This is a genomic window from Alphaproteobacteria bacterium HT1-32, from assembly GCA_009649675.1.
GTDB lineage: Bacteria > Pseudomonadota > Alphaproteobacteria > Rhodospirillales > HT1-32 > HT1-32.
Genome location: WJPL01000003.1, coordinates 556803 through 581540 on the forward strand (window position 1 = coordinate 556803; position 24738 = coordinate 581540).

The window sequence follows — 24738 nt, forward strand, 5'->3', positions numbered from 1 at the left end:
AGACCACGCGCCTATGAGCGTGATCTGATTGTCTCACCAAGCCGCTTGCTGATCCGGTCCAGCGAGGAACGGTCTGCTTCAAGGCGGAGCAATTCCTTCCCGAAAGCCTGCGCCCGTTCCCCCTCTTCCCGGAGCGCATCAAGATGACCGGGATCGATCATTGATGCCAGTTCCACGAGCGCATTGAGAATTCCGCAGATCACCTCCGCCTGCCCGCCACCATCCCGTACAATCGGCCGCCAGGCACGCTCCAGCAGATCAGCATAGGTCTGGCGTCTGATTTTCAAACGACCATCACACAATATCTCCGGGGGATATTTATCCGGCGGGACTGCACCAGCTGTGCTCAGCAGGCTGACCAGATAATCAATACAGGCCAGTGCGGATTTCGGATCATTGATGCCCGGAGACAGGGACCGGCAGGCAACTTCTGTCAGCAATTCGATCCCCAGTTGAGGGTCGTCCTGTGAGCTTCTGTCTGCACCAAGCACCAGTGTCGAGGCTATCTGGTCCAGCAACTGTTCATCCGGATCTTCCGACCCGCAAACCCAGGCAAAAGGCCGGGTGGCGTGCAGAAAGTCACCGACATGGCAGACAAACTGCAACCGCAGGTCATGTTTCTTGAGAATATCGGTGATCGGCCCAATATCGATCAGCTGTATATAGCCGGTGTCATGGGCGTAAACCGGCAGTGATTTCTCATCTTCGACAATGTCGTCCCAGTCAGAACCGGCCGGGCCTTCTTTCTCATCATCAATCTCAAGATAATTCTCCAGTGCACGGCGTGCCTGCCCCGCCAGCCGTTCAATCACCCGGTTCAGCTTGAGGGCATCAGCCACGTGATGGATCCATTGCAGGAGATAGCGCAACGAAATCGCCACCAGCAGAATGGCCCCGAAGAAAACCAGCGTTACAGCGGATTCGCTGTAGGCGCCGATACCGAACAGCATCAGGGCTGTTATCGAAAAAACGAAGGTTGCGAGAAATATACCCAGCGCGTTCTGCGTGACTGAATCCGCCATCAGCTCGGGAACTGCCCGTGGCGTCGCCTGACCGGCGACCAGATTCAGCACCAGCATCAGTGCTGAGAGAACAAGGGTCGATACGGTCAGCATGCTGCCGGACAACAGCCGGAGAATATCCCGGACAAACTCCGGCTCCGCTGTTGGCAGCCAGCGCAATGTCTGTAAAGGCAACAGCGCATCTGCTGCTGCCAGGGCAATAGCGAACCCCGCTGCCAGCAGGCAAAAGGCCGATGGCCGGAACCAGAGTGCAGAACGGATCGCCCGCAACTGCCCCTTCAGATAGGATTTCACAGCAAACAGCCTTTCAGTTACCGGATGCGCATGACGCACTGAATATACGGTACACGATATCCCCGGTTCCCAAACGACCAGAGCCGGGGATGTCTATCTCGCCTCCGCCTCTGATTTCGGCACCAGCAGGGTCAGCACATTTGCAACCAGCATCGACGCCGCCAGACAGTAGAAGACCGGCAACAGACCATAGTTGTCGGCAATCAGACCGCCGACAACCGGGATCGGGATGATCAGCAGTGACTGGAAGCCGAACATCAGGCTGGTTGCCGACCCGCCCATATTCGACGGGGCCATATCCATCATCCAGGAATGCATTACCGGACGGGCCGCATACAGGAAGAAGCCGAGCACCGCGACACCACCGACAAAGACGAACGGACTTTCAATGAAAGTCAGGGCGATAATGACCGCTGTCGAAGTCCAGAGACCACCGATGATGATTGGCCGTCGCCCGACCTTGTCGGACATATGTCCGGCAACCGGTGTCGCCACCATCCCGCCGATCTGCATCGCCGCCAGCGTTACCCCCATGATGACCGGCGACATGCCCAGATCTTCCTTCAGGTAGAAGGGCAGGAAAAACAGCAACCCGGCCTGTGCCCCGCTGCGAAATGCCGCCAGCGCACAGAGCAACATGATTCCGCGATGTTTCAGCAATCCCTTCATGCCGCTGAAATAGTCGCCACCCTTCATTCCCTTTTCAGGTGCCTTGCCCGCATCTGTTCGCTTGAGACCGAAGAACAGCAAGGCCGCGACCATCAGCGCCGGCACCGCATTCACCATCGCCGTCTGCTGCCAGGTCAGATACAGCATCAGCGTTCCCGCCGCCACCGGTGCCAGCAGATCCCCCAGACTGGCCCCCATTGCATGGATCGACAGGGCAAAACCCCGCTGGTCCGGGAAGGCTTTTGACAGATAAGAAATCGCCGCCGGATGCCAGAGCATGTTGGTTGCCCCGATCACCGCGACAAAAATACAGATCAGCAGATAAATGCCGGTGAACCCGACCCCCAGCAAGGCCAGCGCACAGACGCCAAGCGCAAACACCTGCCAGAAAACCCGTTTCCCGGTCATGTCGACAAGGGTTCCACTGGGCAGGTTGGCGGCAAAGGAAGCGATGTAAAAGATACTCCAGAAAACCGCCACTTCGGCCGTTGATACGCCGAGCTCTTCTTTCATATAAGGCGCAAGGAACAGAAAAATCGCGGCAATCCAGTGAATACCGCAATGCCCGAGACCAACCAGTGACATCGGTAATTCAAGGCGCGGCATCCAGCCGGTTTTCGTCTGTTCCTGTGTATTCATCAGATAGTTTTCCGGTTCATAATTGAGGCAGAAGGACGCAAGGGGGAAAGTGCATCGACAGAACAAGCTGATGCAGAAGGCAGAATTTTCAATTTCAAAGACTGAACCTCCATCCGATGAAAATCCAGTCGCAATGTCACGTCCTGCCGGAATTTGTTCCGCCAGGACGGCGTTGTCTGATTGATGCAAAAGATCGCATTCAAGGCTTTGGCAACCGCCATCTGCTGATGTATCACGGTAGCAACAATCACAACGGCCCGACGGGCGCTAAGCTATTAAAGCAAGGATTCTGCAATGACCGCCTACGACCCTCAGATAATCAAAGATTTCGAGAGCATCACAACAGCCACCCTGACCACCGTCCTGCTTAAAAAAGGGCTGCGGAATGTCTGGATACGGGGTTCCTTCCCGCTGCGCGAAGGCCAGAAACGCCTTGTCGGACCAGCTTTCACACTCCGCTTTATCCCGGCACGCGAAGATCTTGCCACACCTGAATCATGGTCTTCGCCGATTTCTACCCGCGGCGCGATCGAAGCCATGCCGGAAGGCTGTATCGCCGTCACTGGCGCCGACGGCTGCACCGATGCCGGTATCTTTGGCGATATTCTGTGCCAGCGCATGGCAGTCCGGAAGGTTGCGGCTCTTGTCACTGACGGTGTTGTCCGCGACCTCGAAGGCGTTCTGGAAACCGGCCTGCCGGTATGGGCATCCGGTGCTGCCGCCCCTCCTTCCGTTGCCGGGCTGACCTTCGTGAACTGGGAACAGCCGATTGGCTGTGGCGGGGTTGCCATTTTCCCCGGCGACCTGATCGTCGCCGACAAAGACGGTGCAGTTGTTATCCCCCAGAAGCTGGTGGCTGATGTCCACAAAGCCTCTCTCGATCAGGAAGAGCTTGAGTCATGGATCATCAATGAAGTCCGCAACGGCGCGGTTCTGCCCGGCCTTTATCCGCCCAACGAGGAAAACAAGAAGCGTTTTGACGCCTTCAAAAAAGCCAAAGGCTGATCTCTGAAACAGTTAATGCGAATGACTTGCACTAACGGCATTCCCGACATATGTTCGCAAATGACAGTCGTTCGCATTAACAACACAGAGAACTAACATGTTACGTCGTTCCCTCACACTTGCTGCCGCAACAATGGTCGGCATGACCGGTGCCGCCGCCACCTCCCAGGCTGCTGGCGAAGTAAACCTCTATTCCTATCGTCAGGAATTTCTGGTTCGTCCGTTCCTTGAAAAGTTCGAAGCGGATACCGGTATCAAGGTGAATGTTGTCTATGCCAGTGACGGTATCCTTGAACGGCTGAAAGCCGAGGGTGCAAACAGCCCGGCCGATGTCGTTCTGACCGTCGATGTTGCCCGGCTCAAAGCCATTGCCGACGCCAATCTGTTCCAGCCAGTTTCTTCTCCTGTGCTGAAGAAAAACATTCCGGAACAGTATGTCGGTGACGATGGCGGCTGGTATGCCCTTACCCTGCGCTCGCGCATTCTGTATGCGTCACGGGAACGGGTACCTGAAGGTGCAATCACAACCTATGAAGACCTTGCTGATCCGAAATGGAAGGGCCGCATCTGCACCCGGTCGGGCAAGCATGTCTACAACCGCTCCCTGATTGCGTCGATGATTGCCGCTCATGGCGAGGAAAAAGCCGAAGAATGGGCTAAAGCTGTCGTTGCCAATTTTGCCCGCAAGCCGCAAGGCAATGACCGGGCTCAGGTGAAGGCCGTTCATGAAGGCCAGTGCGATATCGCTATCGGCAATACCTATTACTATGCGCTTATGAAGAACAACGAAAAGCAGCCGGAACAGAAAGACTGGGCAGCCTCTGTGCGTCCGGTTTTCCCGAACCAGGACGGTCGTGGTGCGCATGTGAATGCGTCCGGTGCCGGTGTCCTGAAATCCGCGAAAAACAAGGAGAATGCCATCAAATTGCTGGAGTTCCTGTCGAGCGACATTGCGCAGGAAATGTATGGCGAGCTGAACCACGAATATCCGGTGAAGCCGGGCGTTCCGCAAAGTGCCGAAGTCCGCAGCTGGGGTGAAGTCAAATTTGACACGCTGGCCCTGTCGAAAATCTCCGACAATGCAGAACCGGCCGCCCGTCTCGCAGATCGCGCCGGATGGCAGTAAACTGCCCTCATAAAAGACTGCCTGCATGAAGGAGCAGCCTTCTGCAGCAGGTGATATACCGCTTCCTGGCGGTTCACCCCGGGTTCCTGACGGAGCCCGGGGTTTCGGCTTTTCAGATATCCGCCGACCGGATATCTGGCTGATACTCAGCGCTTCCATTGCGCTGCTGGTCTCGATACCCGTGATAACCGTTCTCGTCATGTCGACGGTATCAACCGGCGATATCTGGGCCCATCTCGCGTCAACCGTGCTTACCGTCTATGTGGCCAACACCCTGATTCTTTTTGTCGGTGTTGGTGTCGGAACAATCCTAATCGGCGTCACGACTGGCTGGCTTGTCACGATGTGCCAGTTTCCGGGGCGTCGGATCTTCGAATGGGCACTGCTCCTGCCGCTCGCAGTCCCTTCCTACATTCTCGCTTTTGTGGCGACGGACATGCTGGAGTTTTCCGGCCCGCTGCAGGGCGCTCTCCGCGATATGTTCGGCTGGCGAACCATGCAGGATTACTGGTTCCCCGATATCCGTACGATCGGCGGCGCCATCCTGATGTTCTCGCTGACCCTCTATCCCTATGTCTATCTGCTGGCCCGCTCGGCCTTCCTTCAGCAATCCGTCTGCGTGCTGGAGGTCAGCCGCACACTCGGTCGTTCCGGCCTCTCCAGTTTCTTTCAGGTCGCCCTGCCGTTGGCCCGGCCAGCTATCGTAGCCGGCGTTGCCCTGGCGCTGATGGAAACCCTGAATGACTATGGTACCGTCAAATATTTTGCCGTGAATACCTTCACAACAGGCATTTTTGATGTCTGGCTGTCCTACAACAATGCCGGAGGTGCCGCTCAACTGGCCAGCGCCCTCCTCGGTTTTGTCATCCTGCTCATCGCTCTCGAACAGATTTCCCGACGTCAGCAACGCTATCATCAGACAACCAGCAAACTGAAGGACCTGCCCGGATATCCACTGAGCCGCGGGCGCGCTACGGCGGCCATCGCGGCCTGCCTGCTCCCGGTACTCCTCGGCTTCCTGCTCCCCGCTTCTGTTCTCGCGCATTATGCCTTTGAAAGCTTCAGGGACACCTTTGGCTCTGCCTTTCTGTCTGATGCCCGCAACAGCCTCCTGCTTGCTTCGGTTTCCGCCGTTATCGCTGTCTTTCTTGGCGTGTTTCTCTCCTATGCGAACCGTCTGCGGCCCGGCAAGGCGCTGACCGCGCTCACGCGTTTCTCGGTCGTCGGCTACGCGGTTCCCGGTGCCGTTCTGGCGCTCGGGGTCATCATTCCTTTCGGGTGGCTGGACAATTACATCGACGGACTGATGCGATCTGCGTTTGACCATTCAACCGGGCTGATTTTCAGCGGCACTGTCTTTGCCCTGATCTTCGCCTATGTGGTCCGCTTTCTGGCCGTATCCTTCGGTGCAGCCACGTCAGGCCTGTCGAAAGTTACCCGCAACATGGACAATGCGGCACGGATGCTGGGCCGGTCTCCGCTTGGTACGCTGGGCGCCGTGCATCTGCCACTGATCCGGGCCAGTGTCATCACTGCCGGACTGCTGGTCTTTGTCGATGTCATGAAAGAGCTGCCGATGACGCTGATCCTGCGTCCTTTCAACTTCAACACGCTCGCCACCCGCACCTATGATTACGCGTCTGACGAGCGACTCTGGGAAGCCTCTCTCCCCGCCTTGTCCGTGGTTATTGTCGGTATTCTTCCGGTTATCCTGATGAGCCGGGCCCTCCGGAATTCACGTCCCGGCCATTAATCAGCGCGGGCAACCGTGTAGACTTCCGTGGGCTGCGTCCTGCCCCGGACCACCACGCTATCCAGCAATGAGAACCTGAATTCCATTCCCTGCCCTGCAGCCTTCATGGTCGAGCCGGTCAGCATGATATAGGTGCCGTAATTCTTGTTCAGCTGCTCCAGCCTTGCCGCAATGTTGACCTCGTCACCATGAACCGTGAACAGCAGCCGCTCCGGCGAACCAACAGCACCCACAGTCAGAAGTCCGGTGTTGATCCCGCATCTGGTCCGGATTTCCAGTTGCTTCTCACCAAAGCGCCGGCTGGTCATGAGTTCCTGAATACCCAGCGCCGTCTGTAACGCACTGGCCGCATGCTCGCCGTCTTCCGTCACCGTATTATAGGCAATGAGCATCGCATCGCCTTCAAACTGCACGATGGTCCCGCCAAACTCATCAATCACTTCTGCTACTGCCGTAAAATAGTCATTCAGCAGAGCGATCAGTTCTTCCGGTCCCACTTTCTCGGAGATGGTGGAAAACCCCTCGATGTCGGTAAACATGACAGTGGCGACTTTTACCTCGGCATCACCCGGCTGCAGCGCCTGGTCGGCATGGGTAATCCGTGACGCGATTTCCGGAGACACAAACTTTGACAGCTCTGATACGGCAGAATGCTCGGCAATCGCCGTCGTCATGGTCCTGCGGGCGCGAACAAGGGCAATTGTGAGGACAAAAGTCACCAGCAGGATGGACAATATCTTGTCCACCTCGCCGCCGATCAGGATCTTGTCCGAGGTGACATACTCAACATAATCCCGCGTAATCACCGTATCAGCGAACGGGTCTGACAGGGCATAGAACAGCATGTAGCTCCAGGCCACAGCAGCGGTAATACCTGCAACCAGCACATAGACAGGGTCAAACCGCAGGGCGCGCAGGGAAATAAAAATAAAGACATAAAGCAGGGTCGGCGCTTTGAGGTAAAACGGTGCCGGCTGCATGTACTGGATATGAAAACTCCAGATCAGCACCATCAGAATGGTGATATCGACAATGACCGAAACAAACAGAAACCAGCTTGGCATGAACGACCTGTAGGCCATGCCGAGGCGAATGACCGTAAACAGAATATAAGCACCAAGCGCCCAGGGAACGGGCTGAAACGGATGACCTTCCGCCGGTTGCGGGGCCAGCGCAAACAGGATCGACCAGGCAAACACCAGCAACAGCTGCATCCAGCCAATCAGGATTTCACTCTGCATCTGCTGGCGCTCGATCTTCTCCAGCACCCGCGCCGGCAGATTTTTTGACGGTTTACCCCCGAACAGAAACTCGATAATGCCTGACACGTCATTTTACCTGAATGATTGAAGCATCCGACTATAGCCGGAATGCCCGCCTGAACACCGAACCAATTGTTCACAGGGCGACACGTTAGCGTGACGTTTCCACGACAGATGTCTGCTGACTGTAACTTTCCGAGATTCTTGCCCAGGCACGCGCCCTGAACCAGGGGTCCCTGATTGAGCGGGCGATATCAATTGCCTCCGCCCGGTAGGCAATCCCGGACGAGCGACTGTCCGGCTGCCCTCCGAATTCAGCCTCAAGGCTGCACAGCAGCCAGACCCGTGCCAGCCGGTCAGCAACCCCGTCGATTGAACGCCGGGCAACTGTCGCCAGATCACGCTGATCTGTCGCAGCATCCCGATACTCTCCCGTCGAAAGCAACCGCAGGGCAGCAACTGCCTTCAGCCTGTCATCTTCAATCTCATCAAGCGCCCTTTCAGCCGCCGGCATATCCTCCAACGCCATCCAGACATCGACAAGACGTCCATAGGCATAGGAACGGGCGTAGGAAAGTTCGATCCGGCCCGCTACCATCATTGAAAGATCAGCGACAGCAATCGCCCGCTCCCGCTCATGTCGCAGCAATATCGCAAGGCGGGCCAGTCCCACCGCCTTGTAGCGAAGCTGGCGCACCCCGCCGAGCATTACCAGCGCCCGGTCACCTTCACCCGACCGGGCCAGTGCCAGAGCCAGCGCAATGCGGGCCGACACCTGATCTTCGTTCCGGGCTGCAAAAGGTGCGAATGCCTGTTCAGCTTCAGGCAACCGGTCAAGGCTGGCCAGTCGCTCAACCAGTGCCAGTTCAGCCGCCTTCCGGGCACTCGCCTCGGCCGGAAGCCGCGAACGGTAATGATCAAGCATCCCGGTAAACTGCGCCTCATTACCCAGTTTCAGCCAGACCGCAGCACTGCGGAGCATGTCATCCGATGATATTTGCAGATCACTCTGCCCACCCGTACCGGCTGCCAGAGCTGCCTGCCTTGCTTCTGGCAATCGCCCATCCTGCAAATGCACTTCTGCAATATCCAGAAAAGCCGCTGACTGCTGCCGGGGATCCGGTATGGCCGTCGCCGTTTCTGCTGCCAGTGGCCCCGGAACGGCGCGGACAAGCGCGCCAGCTATCCGGCGCATCCCGACAAGTACCGCTCGCGGATCAGACAATTGTTGTGCGGTTGCCAGCGCATTGGCCAGATAGCCCGCATTGGCCTGTGCGACGAGAATTTCGGAATAGGCCCAGTCCCGCTGCTTGCGATCAAGAACGACATCGGCAGCGGCCAGCGCCTCGGTCAGCAGGCAGCGTGCACCCGGATCGGCGAAACAGCCATCGGCATCCCGGTTCGCCGTGACCGGTGCCGTAACTGCCCGTTCCAGAAAGTCACGGGTATCCTTGCTGCCTTCCAGCGCCTGTCGTGCCTGCTCCCGCTGCCGCTCCGTTGCCCCGGCCAGACGTTCCTGCATCAGATCGACATCTACCATCAGCGCCAGACGGTCGACCACATCACGGGTCAGCAGGGGATCCGGCTCAAGCCGGTCCTGCGACGCCGCCGACACTCCGGTGATCCCCGCCAGAGCCTCAGCCAGTTGCTGGTTGAACCGGCCATCCACAGGCCCTGCATATCGTCCCAGCCGCGTCAGCAATTCCTGTGCACGGACAACCAGAGGGTCCGGGTCCAGCAGAAGACGCGCCCCGCCTGTCGTTGCCCCCTGCCCGGAAAGTGCTGCGATCTGAACCTGTCCGTTTCCGGTTTCCGGCGGCGCGGCAATCGCATACCGCATCGTCATCAGCACGAAAGCACTGACAAACAATCCCGCGGCACAGCGACTCATGTGGTTCTGCAGAATATCCATGACGGATTATAGTATGTCAGCGGACTGCCCGCCGCTTCGTAATTCTGCTGATCGCAATTCCAGCCATCACCAGTATCAGGGCGATTGTCTCGTTCAGGCCAATCTTCTCACCCAGCAACACACCACCCAGCAGGACACCGGTTACCGGAACGATGAAATTGACCTGAGACATGAATGACGCACCTGCGTCCGAAATAATCCGGAACAGCAGCAAGGCAGCCAGCGCCGTCGGAACCACCGCCAGATACAGAATGATTGCCCATTCACCGAGGGAATAAGTGAAATCGGGTACGGGCTCCAGCATCAGGGCCAGTGGTGTTATGACAATCGCCGAGCAGATCATCGCCGCTGTGGTTCCTGCATAGGGATGCACATGCGCCGTTCGCCGTGTCAGGACACTGGCCACCGCATAACAGACAGCGGCCCCCAGAATGGCAGCCTGAGCAATCAGCTCGTTTCCCAACCCGGCAATAGCGTCCACACCAAACAGAACAGCAATCCCACACAGGCCGACACCCAGCCCCAGTGCCTTGAATAATGTTATCCGGTCGTCGCTGGTCAGAAAGTGGCTGAGACACAGAGCCGTCAATGGCGATACCGCCATCAGAATTGCCGCCGTACCGCTCTCGACCACCTGCTCGCCCCAGTTGATAAGGAAGAATGGAAGGGCAGAATTCAGGCAACCGACAACAGCCAGTATCATCCAGGTCCGCAGGTCCCCCGGAAGCCGGTAGCCACGCCATCGCACAAATACCAGCAGCAATATCGCCGCGATAACGATACGAATGGCTGCAAGGTTTAGCGGCAGGATGAATTCCATTGCCGCCCGGATCCCCGTAAAGGATGACCCCCAGATCATTCCCAGCAGCCCGAGCCGCATGTAGTCAGAGGCGATTGGTGCCCGCATCCGCTTTCTCTCCCGACAACTGTTGGCTGATCTTGTCCGGACCAAACCAATCCGGCTTTGCTATCAATACGAAGCAGGCTTGCATGCACTTTGCCTGACCACCCGGTCAAGTAAAAGAGTCCGGGTAATAGACTGAAATTTCAGAGCTTCATGGCAATTCGTGATCGGATAGTCGGTTGACGAAGCCCCGTGTTGTGTTAGCGTTTTTCCCTGTAGCTTGATGGGGGGTCCGTTTTTCGGGCCGGAAGTTACAATCCAACACGACCAGCTCTAAAGAGAACAGGGAGTTTCAGTAATGAGCACATTGAAGATTTTTGCAGCGGCAGCCGCCGGTGCAGCGCTCTTCGCGGGAGCCGCCACGGCAGCCACCCTCGATGACGTAAAAGCTAAAGGTTTCCTCCAGTGCGGTGTGAGCCAGGGTCTTCCCGGCTTCTCCAATCCGGATTCGAATGGCAACTGGTCAGGCATCGACGTTGATCTTTGCAAGGCCGTTGCAGCCGCCGTCTTTGGCGATGCCAGCAAGGTCAAGTTCACGCCGCTTTCGGCAAAAGAGCGTTTCACTGCTCTGCAGTCCGGCGAAATTGATCTCCTGTCGCGTAACACGACATGGACCAACACCCGCGACACGTCGCTGGGTCTCGATTTCGTTGGCGTCAACTATTATGACGGTCAGGGCCTGATGGTCCGCAAAAGCCTCGGTGTGAAGAGTGCCAAGGAACTCAGCGGCGCCGCAGTCTGCACCAACACCGGTACGACGACCGAGCTGAACGTTTCCGATTACTTCCGCACCAACAAGATGGAGCTGAAGCTGGTCGCATTCGAAAAGGCTGACGAAGTTGTCCAGGCCTATGATTCGGGTCGTTGCGACGTCTACACCACTGACCAGTCGGGTCTTGCTGCACAGCGCACCAAGCTGGCCAAGCCGGATGACCATGTTGTTCTGCCGGAAATCATTTCCAAAGAGCCGCTTGGTCCGGTTGTCCGTCAGGGCGACGACGTTTGGGCTGACATCGTCCGCTGGACGCTGAATGCCATGGTTACCGCTGAAGAATTCGGTGTGACCTCTGCCAATGTTGACGAAATGGGCTCCTCCAAGAACCCGGAAATCGGTCGTCTTCTCGGCACCACCGATGGCGCCATGTGCACCAATCTCGGTCTTGAAGCCACCTGCTTCGCTGCTGCGATCAAACAGGTTGGTAACTACTCGGAATCGTTCGAGCGCAATGTTGGTCCGAAGACCGCACTGGGCCTCGGCCGTAACCTGAACGCCCTGTGGTCACAGGGTGGCCTGATGTACTCACCGCCGTTCCGGTGAGCCAGGTTTGAAGTCCGGGGGATGCCTGTTTCAGGTATCCCCCTCTTCTTTTTGATCAACTGAACGGTCTCCGTTCGACACCATGGCTTTCAGGGGGGCTTTATGGCTGTTGATACGAAACCCGCACGGGGCGATGGCCCACCTAAGGCGAAGGTGGCTGTCTGGAATGATCCTGTAGCGCGTGGCATTTTTTTCCAGCTGTTGCTGATTGTAGCAATTGTCTGGTTCGGTTATTTCCTTTTTACGAACACGGTCGCGAACCTTGAGCGCCAGAATATTGCATCTGGTTTTGGCTTTCTGAGTTCGGAAGCCGGGTTCAACATCATTCAGACACCGATTGAATATACGGAGGCTTCCAGTTACGGAACCGTCTTCCTGATCGGACTGATCAACACCATCATTGTTGCCGTGATCGGCTGTGTCCTAGCAACCATCATCGGCTTTATCATGGGCGTTGCCCGGCTGTCTTCGAACTGGCTCGTGTCCAAACTGGCCGCAGTCTATATCGAGATATTCCGGAACATCCCGCTGCTGCTGCAGATATTCTTCTGGTATTTCGCCGTTCTGCGGTCTCTGCCTGATTTCCGCGACAGCCTGACAATGTTTGGTGAATCAGCCTTCCTGAACAATCGCGGTCTTTATATTCCGCGCCTGATCCCGGAAGACGGATTTGGTCTGGTAATCGCTGCTTTTGTGATCGGCATTGTCGCAACCATATTCGTCTCGAAGTGGGCAAAGAAACGTCAGGAAGCAACCGGTGAACAGTTTCCGGTTTTCTGGACTGCCGTGGGCCTTATCATTGGCCTGCCCATTGTTGTCACGCTGCTCAGTGGTAATCCCTTTACATGGGAATTTCCGACACGGTCCCGCTTCAACCTTTCCGGCGGTATAACGCTGATACCGGAGCTGATGTCGCTGGTGGCTGCCCTGTCGATCTATACGGCATCCTTCATCGCCGAGATCGTGCGGTCGGGGATCGAATCCGTCAGCCACGGCCAGACCGAGGCAGCCGGTGCGCTGGGCCTGCGTAAGGGTCCCACGCTCCGTCTGGTTGTCATTCCGCAGGCCATGCGGGTGATTATTCCTCCCCTGACCTCGCAGTATCTCAATCTGACGAAGAACTCGTCACTGGCTGCGGCGATTGCCTATCCGGACCTTGTGTCAATTTTCGCCGGCACAACGCTGAACCAGACCGGTCAGGCTGTTGAGGTGCTCTGCATGGTTCTGGCTGTCTATCTCAGCATCAGTCTCATCATCTCGACATCGATGAACTGGTATAATGACAAAATGGCTTTGGTGGAGAGGTGACATGAGCGCAACATTTACGCCTAAACCCGCCCGCCCTGCACCTGCCAGCACGACCGGATTTGTCGGCTGGCTGCGGCAGAGCCTGTTCAGTTCCATTGCCAATACGGTACTGACCTTCTTCTGCCTTGGCCTGATTGTCTGGTATGTTCCGGGTATTCTGGACTGGCTGTTCTTCAGCGCAACCTGGGTCGGTGAAACGGCCGCAGACTGCAAATATGAAGGGGCCGGCGCCTGCTGGGTCTATGTCGGCGAGTGGTGGAACTACTTCATGTATCTCCGCTATCCGGTCGAGGAACAGTGGCGGATCGACACGATGTACATCATCGCCATTCTGGCCGGTGTGCCGCTTCTGCTGCCGATGGTTCCACGCAAGATCAAGATGATCCTGGGTGTCTTTCTGCTGATCCCCTTCCCGGTCATCTCGTTCTTCATGTTTGTCGGCGGCAGCTTCGGACTGACCTACATCGAAACCAACCTCTGGGGCGGGATGTTCCTGACGCTGGTGATTGCGATCACCGGGATCGTTGCCTCCCTTCCGCTGGGTATTCTGCTCGCGCTGGGAAGGCGATCACAGATGCCCGCGGTCCGGTCGGTCTGCGTGGTATTTATCGAGTTCTGGCGCGGTATCCCGCTGATTACGGTGCTGTTCATGTCCTCGGTAATGCTGCCGCTGTTCCTCCCGGAAGGCGTGAACTTCGACAAACTGCTCCGTGCGCTGATTGGCGTCGCACTGTTCTCGTCAGCCTATATGGCGGAAGTGGTGCGTGGCGGGCTTCAGGCCATTCCAAAAGGCCAGTACGAGGCGGCTTCCGCTCTCGGACTCAACTTCTGGAAATCGATGGGCCTGATCATTCTGCCACAGGCGCTGAAAATCGTTATCCCTGGTATCGTCAATACCTTCATCGGTCTGTTCAAGGACACCACACTTGTCCTGATCATCGGTCTGTTCGACCTGCTGGGCGCGGTTCAGTCCAGTTTCTCGAACCCCGACTGGAAAGACTTTCCGCATGAAGGTTATGTATTTGCCGCCTTTGCCTTCTGGGTCTTCTGTTTCGGGATGTCGCGTTACTCAATCGCTCTCGAAAACAAGCTCCATACCGGGCACAAGCGCTAGGAGACTGACATATGGCTAATGAAAATCTGGCTATCGAACTGAAAGACATGAACAAGTGGTACGGTCAGTTCCACGTGCTCAAGGATATCAACCTGCAGGTGGCACGCGGTGAGCGTATCGTGATCTGCGGACCGTCCGGATCAGGTAAATCCACCATGATCCGCTGTATCAACCGGCTGGAAGAACATCAGGAAGGCCAGATCATTGTCGATGGCAATGAGCTGACAAACGACCTGAAGAAGATCGACGAAATCCGTCGTGAAGTCGGCATGGTGTTCCAGCACTTCAACCTGTTTCCGCATCTGACCATTCTGCAGAACTGCACCCTCGCCCCGATCTGGGTCCGCAAGATGCCGAAAAAGGAAGCGGAAGAAGTCGCGATGAAGTATCTGACCCGGGTCAAGATCCCCGAGCAGGCTCATAAATATCCGGGCCAGCTTTCCGGTGGTCAGCAACAGCGTGTGGCCATTGCCCGCTCGCTTTGCATGAACCCGCGCATCATGCTGTTTGATGAGCCGACATCCGCACTCGATCCGGAAATGATCTCCGAAGTTCTCGACACCATGGTGTCGCTGGCTGAAGAAGGCATGACGATGCTTTGTGTGACCCATGAAATGGGCTTCGCACGAAAGGTCGCCGACCGGGTGATCTTCATGGATGCCGGGGAAATCGTTGAAGAGAACAACCCGGAAGAGTTCTTCAACAACCCGCAAAATGATCGCACGAAACTCTTCCTGAGCCAGATTCTGGGTCACTAATTCTGGTCTGACTGGTAAATATGGGAATGAAACTACGCCGCCCGACGGGCCCAATGGTCCGTCGGGCGATTTGTATCGCAGCTGTCGTCGGCCCCACCCTGGTTCTGATCAACCAGGGTGATCTGCTGTTTGGCAGTGGTACACTCAATTATGGCAAGGCGGTATTGACGGCACTGGTACCCTTTTGCGTTTCAATGTTCAGTGCCATGGCTACATCGGAAGAAGCATGCAGACCGTAAGATTTCAGGATGGCGATTCAGCCCCTCAGTTTGGTGTCCTTGACGGAGACCATATTCACCCGCTCCCCGACGCTCCCTGGTTCGGGATGGGCATGGTCGGCAACCCGGTACCTCTGGCGGTTGTGAAATTACTGGCTCCGGTGGCGCCACAGCGGATTTTCTGTGTTGGCCTGAATTACCGGGCGCATGCGGCAGAAATGAAGCTCGACCTGCCGACCCGGCCCATGCTGTTCACCAAACCCTCAACCACGGTTGTCGGTCCGGACAGCATTATCGAATATCCGCATGAAGCTGAAATCGTTCATCACGAAGCAGAACTCGCCGTTATCATCGGCACCGCCGGGCGCCGTATTCCTGTGGAATCGGCACTGGATCATGTCTTTGGCTATACCGCAGCCAACGATGTCAGTGAACGTGTCATCCAGAAAGCGGAAATGGCATCTGGTGCCCTGCTGATCTGCAAGGGTTATGACAGCTTCTGCCCTCTCGGTCCTGTCATCGAGACCGAGCTTGACCCGTCTGGCCTGGACATTCGTTGCCGCGTGAATGGTGAAATCCGTCAGGATTCCAATACATCTGACTTCATCTTCACCGTCCCGCAGATCATTGCCGATATCAGCGCCGCAATTACCCTGCTGCCCGGTGATGTTATCCTGACCGGCACCCCGGAAGGGGTCGGGCCAATCAGCCCCGGTGACAGTGTAGAGATTGAGATTGCCGGTATCGGCGTGCTGCAAAACCGGGTCGTCGCGGAATCCTAGATCGCTCCCGGTTTCAGGGACAGCTGCAAACATCCTCCTGTCGTTCCGGAATCCGCATTCCGGGGTTGCCGGTCTTTGGCCGCCCCGGAATGCGGAACACAGCTTCTATGAGACAGAGAGGCGCGTCAGAGCGCAGTTGTAATCTTCCCCGGATCGCCGTCAGTCAGGCACCGGGCATGACCGCGACGCCGCCACGCGGGCCGGTATTCAGGCGTTCTGCAAACTGTGCCTCCAGAGGCCGTCCATGATGCAGGTTGAGCCACAGGCGCAACAGACGGCGCTTCTTCCGGGGATCGTCATAATCTTCAAAGTCAGTGCGCGCGTGAAGGACGCTATGGTTGTTCAGCAACTGAATATCACCGCGCTTGAAGTCCATATCGAACCGAATGCCGTCGGAAAGGGCAATCTGCCCAACCGTTTTGACTGCTTCGAGATCCAGCCCTGAAAGTGGCATGCCCGCCTTCGCCATACCGTCGACGATGCTGCGTTCATTGAACCGGCAACTCAGCAGGCCCTGATAGTAACTGAAAACAGGCACCCGGTGATTGGTTACCTCTTCCGGGTCACCTGTTGCCCCCTCGCCACGAAGATCATAATGAAAGCCCCTGAACAGGGTCTCCAGCATTTCCGGGTGGGTTTCCAGCAGACGGTTGAAGATGGCACCGGAACTGGCGACGATACTCTCACCCCCGGTTTTCGAGGGATGCATGCATAACAGGCCAACAATATCGGAACTGTCGCAATGCGCCTTGATGCCGTTGTTGGTCGTGTATCCCCGGACATTCTTTGAATAGTAATCGCGACCGTGATCTTTCACTTCGCCAATGCGATGGCCTTTTGCATTCTGGGTAATCGGAACCCCGAGATGACAGGCAAGCCCCCAGTAAAGCGCATAGGCAAAACGGTCGTCATAATCATCAACCTGCAGCCCCCGGATCAGCAGAATACCTCGACCCTGTTCCAGATTATCCTGAAACTGCCGCATTTTCGCACCGAACACCGGCAGCGGAAAATCCGTCTCATCAAATTCGTAAGCTCCCTTACCGGAGGCCAGAACGGCCTCTGTCGCTGTTTCAATTTCCCTGATCTCTGATTCGGACAGAAGATAAACCCAGTCCTTGTCCTGACGCAGTTCATCTGCTGTCCATACGCTTGAAGCCGTATAAGGTTTGGTGAGTACAGCGTGCATATTTATCGTCCCGTTTGTGAGGGCTGGTGATTTGTTCGGACATTATAACGACAATCTGAAGGAAACGACAAGATGGCTGATGATATCGATGGAATGAAGGAACTTGCAGGCAAAGTTGCCATTGTCACAGGCAGCGCCCGAAATATCGGCCGCGCCAGCGCCCTTGAACTGGCACGGGCCGGTGCCTCGGTGATGGTGCATGCAAAAACCTCCGCAGATCATTGCCAGGAAACCGTCGAGATGATTCGCGCTCTTGGCGGACAGGCCGAATATCGTCTGGCCGATGTCACGGACCCGGCTGCTGTTACCGGACTGGTGACGGAAACCGCAGAACTGTTCGGAGGTATCGATATTCTCGTCTCTAATGCCGCAGACCGCAGTGCCTGCCGGTTTCAGGATCTGGATTGGGATCTGTTTTCCCGCACCGTCGATATCGCGCTCGGAGGGCTGTTCCATCTGGCCAAGGCCGGCTGGCCGGAACTTGCAAAGCGGGGCGGAGGTTCGATCATTGCCATGGGTGGCATGACATCCTTTACCGGCCTGATACACCGGTCCCATGTCACGGCTGCCAAATCCGCTGTTTCCGGCCTGATTCGCAACCTTGCGCTTGATCTGGCAGAAGAAAACATCCGTGCCAACACGATCATGGTAGGCCAGATCGAAACAGTGAATGCTGACGGATCACCAAAGAAGAAACCGCATGACGGCACCATCGACATTCCCCTCGGCCGGCTTGGACAACCACAGGATATTGCTGGGTTAGTTCGGTTTCTGAGCGGCCCCGCGGCCAGCTATATTACCGGTCAGAGCCTGCATTGTAATGGCGGTGCGCTCACGGTTCCTTGATAGGTATTCACCACATTTATGGCTGTTTTCCTGTATCCAGAGTTGCCATCACCTTCAAAAGTCCTACAAATGTATTAGGTGTGGAGAGGGTGTCATTTTACGGTTATTGGAATTTGATCATGAAAAATAAAAAATCGGCTGAGAAAGTCGTTGCTGAAACCGGACGTGGCAGAATTCGCGGACGGACAGCATCAGGAAAACCCAATCCGGTTGATGTTCATGTCGGAGGAAGACTTCGCGAACGCAGGACGCTTCTTGGCATGAGCCAGACGTCGCTTGCCGACTCCATTGGTCTGACATTCCAGCAGGTTCAGAAATATGAAAGTGGTGCCAATCGAATGGGTGCGTCGCGCCTTTTTGAAATGGCCACGGTTCTGGATACAGACATCTCCTACTTCTTTGAAGGCATGTCCGATGACGTTGCGGCGTCAAGCCCGCGGCAGATCATGGATCGTGAGACCGATCCGGAAGTGGAAGAAACACGCAATCCGATGCTGCGCCGGGAAACCCTGGAACTGGTCAGGGCGTTTTATAAATTCCCGACCACCGAGATGCGCGAACAGTTCACCAATCTGACGCAACTGCTGTCGGCTGAAGAAAAAGCCCTCAAAGCTGCGAAGACGAAGCGCAAATCAAAAGCGGCGAAAGCCTGACGACCTAGCTTTCGGACTTCGGCCGGACATCGCTGCGGTAACGCGGCCTGTCTGGCTGAGGTTCAGACAAAGGTTCGGTCTCTCTCAGTGTTGAATGACATCGCCGGGTGAGTTCCTTGTACTCATCGGTGCCTTTTACCTTCCAGGCGATCTCACCCTCAGCAAGAGTTCTGATCACCTTCGCCGGCAGCCCGGCCGCAAGGGAATTGGCGGGAACCTCAAAGCCGGCCTTCACAAAGGCCATGGCGGCGACAAAAGCGTTCTCGCCAATGATTGCCCCGTCCATGACCACGGCGTTCATCCCGACCAGCGCATTGCGTCTGACGGTACAGCCATGCAGAACTGCACCATGTCCGATATGCCCGTCGATCTCGATCAGGGTGTCCGTGCCGGGAAAGCCATGCATGACGCAGTTATCCTGCAGATTGCTTCCTGATTCGAGAATGATCCGTCCGAAGTCACCCCGCAGGCTTGCCCCCGGACCGACATAACAGTCAGGTCCGACAATCACATCACCGATCAGCACGGCTGTCGGATGAACAAAAGCTGTCGGATCGACAACCGGTATCAGATCTTCGATGGCATAAATACGGGCCATTATCATGTCCTCTCACTGGGGGCTGCCGGGCCTGCATTGACCGGGCGGGCAGTCATTGCATAATCCAGCCTCATCCCGGTGGCAACGCCGACGACCAGGCCACCTCCCCTTCCCGATAAACCGGAGACGGCACCATGAGTTTCGAGACCATCCAGTATGAAGAAAATGATGGCTACGCCGTCCTGACCCTGAACCGGCCGGAACGGCTGAATGCCTTTACCGGTGTCATGCATGCTGAAATCCGGGAAGCACTGGACAAAGTTGCCTCTAACAAAGCCAACCGTGCGATGATCCTGACCGGTGCCGGCCGGGGGTTTTGCGCCGGACAGGATCTGAATGACCGGGTGATGGGAGATGACGATGCACCGCCCCCTGATCTGGGTCATACGCTGGAAACCCTTTACAACCCGCTGGTCCGGACGATTCGCGCTCTGGAAATGCCGGTCATTTCAGCCGTTAACGGGGTAGCAGCCGGTGCCGGTGCCAATCTCGCACTCGGCGGTGATCTGGTGATGGCTGCCCGGTCCGCGAAATTCATTCAGGCATTCTGTCGTATCGGCCTGGTGCCGGACGGCGGTGGTACCTGGTTGCTGCCCAATCTGGCCGGGCGGGCAAAAGCCATGGCAATGGCCATGCTGGGCGAGCCTGTCAGCGCAGAAGAAGCAGAACGGATCGGCCTGATCTGGAAAGTTGTCGAGGACGACGCCCTGATGCCGGAAGCCCGCAAACTTGCTGCACGTCTGGCGACACAGCCAACCGCCGGCCTTGCGGCCATTAAACAGCTGATTACCGCCGCGGCTTCACACAGTCTGGACGAACAGCTTGATCTGGAACGCGACACCCAGCAACGCCTTGGCCGCACCCACGATTACCGGGAAGGTGTCCGCGCCTTCCTCGGCAAACGGGAGCCTGTCTTCAAAGGAGAATAATCAGGCAGGCTGCCAGTCTGACCGGACATCAGCAACCGTCGCTCTCGGGCGTTCATCCGGCTTGTCTGTTGCACTGCCAATATAAATATAGCCGGCCAGCTTTTCATCCGGAGCCAGCCCGACAATCTTCAGGAAATCCGCGTCATAGGCATACCATTCGGTCAGCCACTGCGCGGCATAACCCAGTGCGTGGGCCGCATTCAGAATATTCATACAGACTGCACCGGATGACAGAACCTGTTCCCACTCCGGTACCTTGGGATGCGTCGGGTCTGCTTTTGAGACCACGGCGACGACAACCGGCGCCCGCAGCAGCCGGGTTCGCTCAATCACCAGCTGCTGATCCCGACAGCCTTCATTCTTTCGTCTGAAGACATCTTCCAGCTTCTCCCCCAGAACGGCGCGGGCATCATCTGCAATGACAATGTAGCGCCAGGGAAACAGTTTCCCATGATCCGGCACCCGCAAACCTGCCGTCAGGATCTTATCCAGCGTTTCGGGGTCCGGTCCCGGTTCATCCATCATACGGGCAAGCACCGAGCGGCGGGACATAAGGAAATCATAGTGTTCAGACACAGGGCTCTCCGGGAACAGAAATCACAGAGACTGATAACTGCTGACTCAACGCGTAATCTTCAAGCCCCAATGCGAGCAATTCGCAAGATCATGCCTCGCCGGACTCGAGAAATTCACGTAAATACAAATCAGACTTCCCCATATCGCGGAAGACTACGTCAAGCAGTGAACGGAGTTCCTTGCCGATATCCGGTGGTTTCATCCTGCGTCCCTCCTCGATCCGGTGCAACAGCTCCTCATGCTCTTTGGCATGAGCCTCAGCCTCCGGATAACCGATCTTTTGCATGAATATCTCTTCATTCCGGAAATGTTCTTTCAGCATTCTCCCAATTCTGGAGAGCGACAGATGAAGATTATCCGAACTACCGGACTGAAAGCTCTGCTTGATGTCGCCAATCTCGCTCAGAATCGTCTGGTGCTCTGCGTCGATTGACTCAACGCCGATAAGAAAACTATCGGGTATCTTGTATTGCATTTGCCTGCCCTTTCGAACCTTAGAAGTACTAAAGGCCAGCCGGATATAAAACTACGCACTTTCACTTATATAACGACAACCGCAATTTGATTAAGGTTATTCCGACATCAGATACGGGGAGGCAGAAGGTCATGAGTACATCAGGAAACGAACGTTTTTTCGACAAAGATGATATCATTGTCAGCAAGACAGACCTCAAGGGTCGTCTGACCTATGCGAACGATATCTTCCTGTCGATAGCCGATTACAAGGAAGCCGAAGTTCTCGGGCAACCGCACAGCGTTATCCGTCACCCCGAGATGCCCCGCGCGATATTCAAACTGCTCTGGGACTCAATCAGTTCCGGCAGGGAAATCTTCGCCTATGTCGTCAATCAGACAAAGTTCGGAGACTATTACTGGGTTCTTGCCCATGTCACACCAAGCCGAGACAACAAGGGTGAAATCAACGGATATCATTCAAACCGTCGCGTACCCGACCGGCAGATCATTCAGGATACGATTATTCCGATGTACCGGAAAATGCAGAAACTGGAAGACAGTATGCCCAACCGCAAAGACGGAATGGCTGCCTCCGAAAAACTGCTCACGGACTTTCTCCAGGGAAAAAACCAGAGCTACGACGAATTCATCGCCCGTATACAACAAGCGGCATAAAGAGATCCAAAATGTATATTGCATCAGGCAAAAATGAAATTGATGAGATCCTCGCGGTCTGCAAGGCCGTTGCCAACGGAGATTTCAACGCCCGTATCACCAACAGCAAATCGACAGGCAAATCGCTCGAACTGGTCCATGCGATCAACCGTCTGATTGACAGAACAGATGCCTTTGTTCGCGAAGCGGCGGCAACCATGGAACATGTTCAGCACAACAAATATTACCGGCGTATATCAACAACCGGCATGGTCGGAGACTTTCTGGCAGCAGCCGAGGTTATCAATGCCGCCACCATGAACGTAGAGGAACGGGTTCAGAACTTCTCGAAAATTGTAGGCGGGTTCGAGACAACCGTAGGCGAAGTCGTATCAACGATTTCATCCGCAGCCACAGAGCTGCGCAGTTCTGCCGAAACCATGAACACAACCGCAGACAGTACCAGCCATCAGGCAACAACGGTTGCCGCCGCGGCTGAAGAAGCATCGGTCAATGTCCAGACCGTTGCAGCCGCTGCCGAAGAACTGTCATCTTCCATTACCGAAATCAGCCGTCAGGTCGGCAGTTCTGCGTCTATCGCCGAAGCAGCTGTGACCAATGCCGGGAATGCTTCAGAACGGATCAAACAGACATCAGCCGCCGCAGGAGAGATCAGCGAAGTCCTGACACTGATCGAAGATATTGCCGAAAAGACAAATCTTCTTGCCCTTAACGCCACCATTGAAGCAGCCCGTGCCGGTGAAGCCGGCAAGGGCTTTGCCGTTGTCGCCTCCGAAGTAAAGGATCTGGCGAAACAGACAGCCAGAGCCACGGACCAGATTCGCGACCGTATTGGCGCCATGACGTCGGCGACACAGGAAACAGTGACCGCTGTTAATGAAATCAACGAGATCATTGGCAAGATCAAGGAAAACAGTCTGGGCATTACCGATGCCATGAACCAGCAACGTGACGCCACAAACGAAATTGCCGCAAATGTAGAGCAGGCATCCGCAGGGACATCCGAAGTTACCAGCAGCATACAGAACGTGACGGCGGCTGCGATTGAAACCGGCAATGCAGCCGGCGATATCCTCAGCGCCTCAACCGAGCTGTCGCGACAGGGAGAAGTCCTCAGCATCGAGGTTGAAAAATTCCTCGCTGAAGTCCGGAAAATAACCTGACCCGGGTCTCCCGCTGATCGGAATCTCAGCGAACACGACGTTATCGCCAAACCGTGAACCGAGTTTAGCAACCTCTGGCCCGGTAATGCGTTAGTCTCCGTAATCGTCCTGATAACGGAGACTTCCCTTGCTGATTGATCCTCCTGCCTACACGGCACCTGCCGACTGTCGTGGTGTTCCCGTCTCCTGTCAGAATGCCGCTGCCCTCGACGGACTTGAAAAGGCTCTGATCTGCGCCCTCTCCTTTCGTGGTGATGCCATCGCCGAGATCGACCAGGTACTGGATTCCCATCCCGACTTCATCATGGGCCACCTGTTCAAGGCGGCCTGGCTGACCCAGGCAATGGAAACCCGGATATATGACGACATGGTGGCTGCCTGGAACCGGGCCAGTCAGCTGGCCGGAAATGCCAATGAACGGGAACTCGGACATCTCACCGCCATAAAACACTGGATTGACGGCGATTTTCACCGGGCCGTACAGGTGTGGGAAGACATTCTGACCCATTGGCCACTCGACCTCATGGCCCTCCAGCAAGCCCATCTCAGCCATGTTCTGCTTGGTGATACGGATGGCCAGCGCGACACCGTTGCCCGGGTTTTTTCCCTGTGGGACGAATCCTTGCCCGGTTATGAATTCGTGCTTGGTTTCTATGCCTTTGGTCTGGAGGAAAACGGCGATTATCACCGGGCAGAGGAACTGGCCCGCCAGGCACTCGCCATCCGACCGGACAATCCCTATTCCGTTCATGCCGTCGCCCATGTGATGGAAATGCAGGGTCGTCAGCATGGCGGTATCCGGTTCATGGCAGATTACCAGCGCTACTGGGGCGACTCCAATTTTGCCAACCATCTGTGGTGGCATACATCGCTGTTTCATATCGATATCGGCCAGACAGACCGTGCCCTGAACATCTATGACGCCCATCTGCGCTCTCAGGAACATGACGGCGACAAATATGAAGAGCTGGATGCTTCTGCCCTGCTCTGGCGGTTGCGGCTGCTTGATGTCGATACCGGTTCGCGCTGGCGGCAACTGGCCGAGAAGTGGGAACCTTCTGCCATCGATACGCTTTACGCCTTCAACGACGTTCACGCGATGATGGCCTTTGTCTCCGACGACCGCACCGATGCACAACATGCGCTGCTGACCGCGAACGAGCGATATCTGGAGAATGCCAGCGACGCGAACGCTGCCATGAGTCGCGAAATCGGCCTGCCATTTTGCCTCGCCATGCAGGATTTCCATCATGAAAGATATGGTGATTGCGTCGACCGTCTGCTCCCGGTCCGCTATCGTACCTGGCGGCTTGGCGGCAGCCGGGCACAGCGCGATATCATCGGCTGGACCCTGCTGGAAGCCGCCCTGCGCGCCCGGCGCTTTGAACTGGCGCTGGCGCTGGCAAATGAACGCTGCGCCCTGAAACCCTCCAGCCCGCAGAACTGGACCTATGTATCGCGGGCGTTTGCCGGTCTTGGCAAAACCTGCGAGCGGGACCGCGCACAGGCCCGTGCCCAGTCCCTGATGGGGGAATAAGCCCGCCTCACCTCACACAGAGCCGGTTGTGA

23 protein-coding genes are annotated in these 24738 nt (G+C 56.2%); 14 read left to right on the forward strand and 9 right to left on the reverse strand.

Annotated elements, in window-relative coordinates:
- Nucleotides 1-11: 11 nt before the first annotated feature.
- Both GH722_18025 and GH722_18030 read right to left on the reverse strand, forming a co-directional pair.
- The gene (locus GH722_18025) at nt 12-1397 is read right to left on the reverse strand and encodes a DUF2254 domain-containing protein (GenBank protein MRG73666.1); all 1386 of its coding nucleotides are present in this window, start codon (nt 1395-1397) and stop codon (nt 12-14) included.
- Between the two features lie 12 nt (nt 1398-1409).
- A complete protein-coding gene (locus GH722_18030; protein MRG73667.1) occupies nt 1410-2624 on the reverse strand; it encodes an MFS transporter in 1215 nt (404 codons plus the stop codon).
- A 294-nt stretch (nt 2625-2918) separates the two neighbouring features.
- On the opposite strand from GH722_18030, the gene GH722_18035 reads away from it, so the two are divergent.
- From GH722_18035 to GH722_18045, 3 genes are all read left to right on the forward strand, one after another.
- Nucleotides 2919-3629, forward strand: a complete 711-nt coding sequence (locus GH722_18035; protein ID MRG73668.1) for a ribonuclease activity regulator RraA — start codon at nt 2919-2921, stop codon at nt 3627-3629.
- 97 nt (nt 3630-3726) lie between these two features.
- A complete protein-coding gene (locus tag GH722_18040) occupies nt 3727-4755 on the forward strand; it encodes an extracellular solute-binding protein (protein MRG73669.1) in 1029 nt (342 codons plus the stop codon).
- A 25-nt stretch (nt 4756-4780) separates the two neighbouring features.
- Nucleotides 4781-6508: an ABC transporter permease subunit gene (locus GH722_18045; protein ID MRG73670.1), complete on the forward strand. Its 1728-nt coding sequence runs from the start codon at nt 4781-4783 to the stop codon at nt 6506-6508.
- Here the strand turns inward: GH722_18045 and GH722_18050 are convergent.
- The 3 genes from GH722_18050 to GH722_18060 form a co-directional block, all read right to left on the reverse strand.
- A complete protein-coding gene (locus tag GH722_18050; GenBank protein ID MRG73671.1) occupies nt 6505-7836 on the reverse strand; it encodes an adenylate/guanylate cyclase domain-containing protein in 1332 nt (443 codons plus the stop codon). The genes GH722_18045 and GH722_18050 overlap by 4 nt on opposite strands.
- An 85-nt stretch (nt 7837-7921) precedes the next feature.
- Complete coding sequence (locus tag GH722_18055) at nt 7922-9682, reverse strand: hypothetical protein (GenBank protein MRG73672.1); 1761 nt, start codon at nt 9680-9682, stop codon at nt 7922-7924.
- Nucleotides 9683-9698: 16 nt separating this feature from the next.
- A complete protein-coding gene (locus tag GH722_18060; GenBank protein ID MRG73673.1) occupies nt 9699-10589 on the reverse strand; it encodes an EamA family transporter in 891 nt (296 codons plus the stop codon).
- Nucleotides 10590-10884: 295 nt separating this feature from the next.
- On the opposite strand from GH722_18060, the gene GH722_18065 reads away from it, so the two are divergent.
- The 5 genes from GH722_18065 (at nt 10885) to GH722_18085 (ending at nt 16084) form a co-directional block, all read left to right on the forward strand.
- The gene (locus GH722_18065) at nt 10885-11904 is read left to right on the forward strand and encodes a transporter substrate-binding domain-containing protein (protein MRG73674.1); all 1020 of its coding nucleotides are present in this window, start codon (nt 10885-10887) and stop codon (nt 11902-11904) included.
- 102 nt (nt 11905-12006) lie between these two features.
- A complete protein-coding gene (locus GH722_18070; GenBank protein MRG73675.1) occupies nt 12007-13212 on the forward strand; it encodes an ABC transporter permease subunit in 1206 nt (401 codons plus the stop codon).
- Between the two features lies 1 nt (nt 13213).
- A complete protein-coding gene (locus tag GH722_18075) occupies nt 13214-14326 on the forward strand; it encodes an ABC transporter permease subunit (GenBank protein MRG73676.1) in 1113 nt (370 codons plus the stop codon).
- Between the two features lie 11 nt (nt 14327-14337).
- Complete coding sequence (locus GH722_18080) at nt 14338-15084, forward strand: ATP-binding cassette domain-containing protein (protein MRG73677.1); 747 nt, start codon at nt 14338-14340, stop codon at nt 15082-15084.
- Nucleotides 15085-15310: 226 nt separating this feature from the next.
- Nucleotides 15311-16084: a DUF2437 domain-containing protein gene (locus GH722_18085; protein ID MRG73678.1), complete on the forward strand. Its 774-nt coding sequence runs from the start codon at nt 15311-15313 to the stop codon at nt 16082-16084.
- A 163-nt stretch (nt 16085-16247) separates the two neighbouring features.
- On the opposite strand, the gene GH722_18090 is transcribed toward GH722_18085, so the two are convergent.
- Nucleotides 16248-17273, reverse strand: coding sequence for a TauD/TfdA family dioxygenase (locus GH722_18090; GenBank protein ID MRG73679.1), 1026 nt, complete (start codon nt 17271-17273; stop codon nt 16248-16250).
- Between the two features lie 72 nt (nt 17274-17345).
- Between GH722_18090 and GH722_18095 the strand changes: the two genes are divergently transcribed.
- Together GH722_18095 and GH722_18100 are read left to right on the forward strand one after the other, a co-directional pair.
- On the forward strand, nt 17346-18119 hold the full coding sequence (locus GH722_18095) for an SDR family oxidoreductase (GenBank protein MRG73680.1): 774 nt from the start codon (nt 17346-17348) through the stop codon (nt 18117-18119).
- 119 nt (nt 18120-18238) lie between these two features.
- Nucleotides 18239-18772: a helix-turn-helix domain-containing protein gene (locus tag GH722_18100; protein MRG73681.1), complete on the forward strand. Its 534-nt coding sequence runs from the start codon at nt 18239-18241 to the stop codon at nt 18770-18772.
- A gap of 4 nt (nt 18773-18776) precedes the next feature.
- On the opposite strand, the gene GH722_18105 is transcribed toward GH722_18100, so the two are convergent.
- Nucleotides 18777-19376, reverse strand: a complete 600-nt coding sequence (locus tag GH722_18105; protein MRG73682.1) for a phenylacetic acid degradation protein PaaY — start codon at nt 19374-19376, stop codon at nt 18777-18779.
- 128 nt (nt 19377-19504) lie between these two features.
- Here GH722_18105 and GH722_18110 point away from each other — a divergent pair, with 128 nt between their 5' ends.
- Nucleotides 19505-20299, forward strand: coding sequence for a 2-(1,2-epoxy-1,2-dihydrophenyl)acetyl-CoA isomerase (locus tag GH722_18110; protein MRG73683.1), 795 nt, complete (start codon nt 19505-19507; stop codon nt 20297-20299).
- Here GH722_18110 and GH722_18115 read toward each other — a convergent pair whose 3' ends face one another.
- Together GH722_18115 and GH722_18120 are read right to left on the reverse strand one after the other, a co-directional pair.
- Complete coding sequence (locus tag GH722_18115; protein ID MRG73684.1) at nt 20300-20875, reverse strand: nitroreductase; 576 nt, start codon at nt 20873-20875, stop codon at nt 20300-20302.
- 88 nt (nt 20876-20963) lie between these two features.
- Nucleotides 20964-21350, reverse strand: a complete 387-nt coding sequence (locus GH722_18120; protein MRG73685.1) for a hypothetical protein — start codon at nt 21348-21350, stop codon at nt 20964-20966.
- Nucleotides 21351-21481: 131 nt separating this feature from the next.
- Between GH722_18120 and GH722_18125 the strand changes: the two genes are divergently transcribed.
- The 3 genes from GH722_18125 to GH722_18135 all read left to right on the forward strand — a co-directional run bounded on the left by GH722_18125 (nt 21482) and on the right by GH722_18135 (nt 24706).
- On the forward strand, nt 21482-22006 hold the full coding sequence (locus tag GH722_18125; protein ID MRG73686.1) for a PAS domain-containing protein: 525 nt from the start codon (nt 21482-21484) through the stop codon (nt 22004-22006).
- Between the two features lie 11 nt (nt 22007-22017).
- Nucleotides 22018-23169, forward strand: a complete 1152-nt coding sequence (locus GH722_18130; protein MRG73687.1) for a methyl-accepting chemotaxis protein — start codon at nt 22018-22020, stop codon at nt 23167-23169.
- Between the two features lie 133 nt (nt 23170-23302).
- Complete coding sequence (locus tag GH722_18135; GenBank protein MRG73688.1) at nt 23303-24706, forward strand: tetratricopeptide repeat protein; 1404 nt, start codon at nt 23303-23305, stop codon at nt 24704-24706.
- Nucleotides 24707-24738: the final 32 nt, after the last annotated feature.

What these genes read in the sequence shown, in the direction of transcription:
- GH722_18030 (MRG73667.1), bottom strand. Translation starts at nt 2,624, where the DNA reads ATGAATACACAGGAACAGACGAAAACCGGCTGGATGCCGCGCCTTGAA.
- GH722_18035 (MRG73668.1), top strand. Translation starts at nt 2,919, where the DNA reads ATGACCGCCTACGACCCTCAGATAATCAAAGATTTCGAGAGCATCACA.
- GH722_18040 (MRG73669.1), top strand. Translation starts at nt 3,727, where the DNA reads ATGTTACGTCGTTCCCTCACACTTGCTGCCGCAACAATGGTCGGCATG.
- GH722_18045 (MRG73670.1), top strand. Translation starts at nt 4,781, where the DNA reads ATGAAGGAGCAGCCTTCTGCAGCAGGTGATATACCGCTTCCTGGCGGT.
- GH722_18055 (MRG73672.1), bottom strand. Translation starts at nt 9,682, where the DNA reads ATGGATATTCTGCAGAACCACATGAGTCGCTGTGCCGCGGGATTGTTT.
- GH722_18060 (MRG73673.1), bottom strand. Translation starts at nt 10,589, where the DNA reads ATGCGGGCACCAATCGCCTCTGACTACATGCGGCTCGGGCTGCTGGGA.
- GH722_18065 (MRG73674.1), top strand. Translation starts at nt 10,885, where the DNA reads ATGAGCACATTGAAGATTTTTGCAGCGGCAGCCGCCGGTGCAGCGCTC.
- GH722_18070 (MRG73675.1), top strand. Translation starts at nt 12,007, where the DNA reads ATGGCTGTTGATACGAAACCCGCACGGGGCGATGGCCCACCTAAGGCG.
- GH722_18075 (MRG73676.1), top strand. Translation starts at nt 13,214, where the DNA reads ATGAGCGCAACATTTACGCCTAAACCCGCCCGCCCTGCACCTGCCAGC.
- GH722_18080 (MRG73677.1), top strand. Translation starts at nt 14,338, where the DNA reads ATGGCTAATGAAAATCTGGCTATCGAACTGAAAGACATGAACAAGTGG.
- GH722_18085 (MRG73678.1), top strand. Translation starts at nt 15,311, where the DNA reads ATGCAGACCGTAAGATTTCAGGATGGCGATTCAGCCCCTCAGTTTGGT.
- GH722_18090 (MRG73679.1), bottom strand. Translation starts at nt 17,273, where the DNA reads ATGCACGCTGTACTCACCAAACCTTATACGGCTTCAAGCGTATGGACA.
- GH722_18095 (MRG73680.1), top strand. Translation starts at nt 17,346, where the DNA reads ATGGCTGATGATATCGATGGAATGAAGGAACTTGCAGGCAAAGTTGCC.
- GH722_18100 (MRG73681.1), top strand. Translation starts at nt 18,239, where the DNA reads ATGAAAAATAAAAAATCGGCTGAGAAAGTCGTTGCTGAAACCGGACGT.
- GH722_18105 (MRG73682.1), bottom strand. Translation starts at nt 19,376, where the DNA reads ATGATAATGGCCCGTATTTATGCCATCGAAGATCTGATACCGGTTGTC.
- GH722_18110 (MRG73683.1), top strand. Translation starts at nt 19,505, where the DNA reads ATGAGTTTCGAGACCATCCAGTATGAAGAAAATGATGGCTACGCCGTC.
- GH722_18120 (MRG73685.1), bottom strand. Translation starts at nt 21,350, where the DNA reads ATGCAATACAAGATACCCGATAGTTTTCTTATCGGCGTTGAGTCAATC.
- GH722_18125 (MRG73686.1), top strand. Translation starts at nt 21,482, where the DNA reads ATGAGTACATCAGGAAACGAACGTTTTTTCGACAAAGATGATATCATT.
- GH722_18130 (MRG73687.1), top strand. Translation starts at nt 22,018, where the DNA reads ATGTATATTGCATCAGGCAAAAATGAAATTGATGAGATCCTCGCGGTC.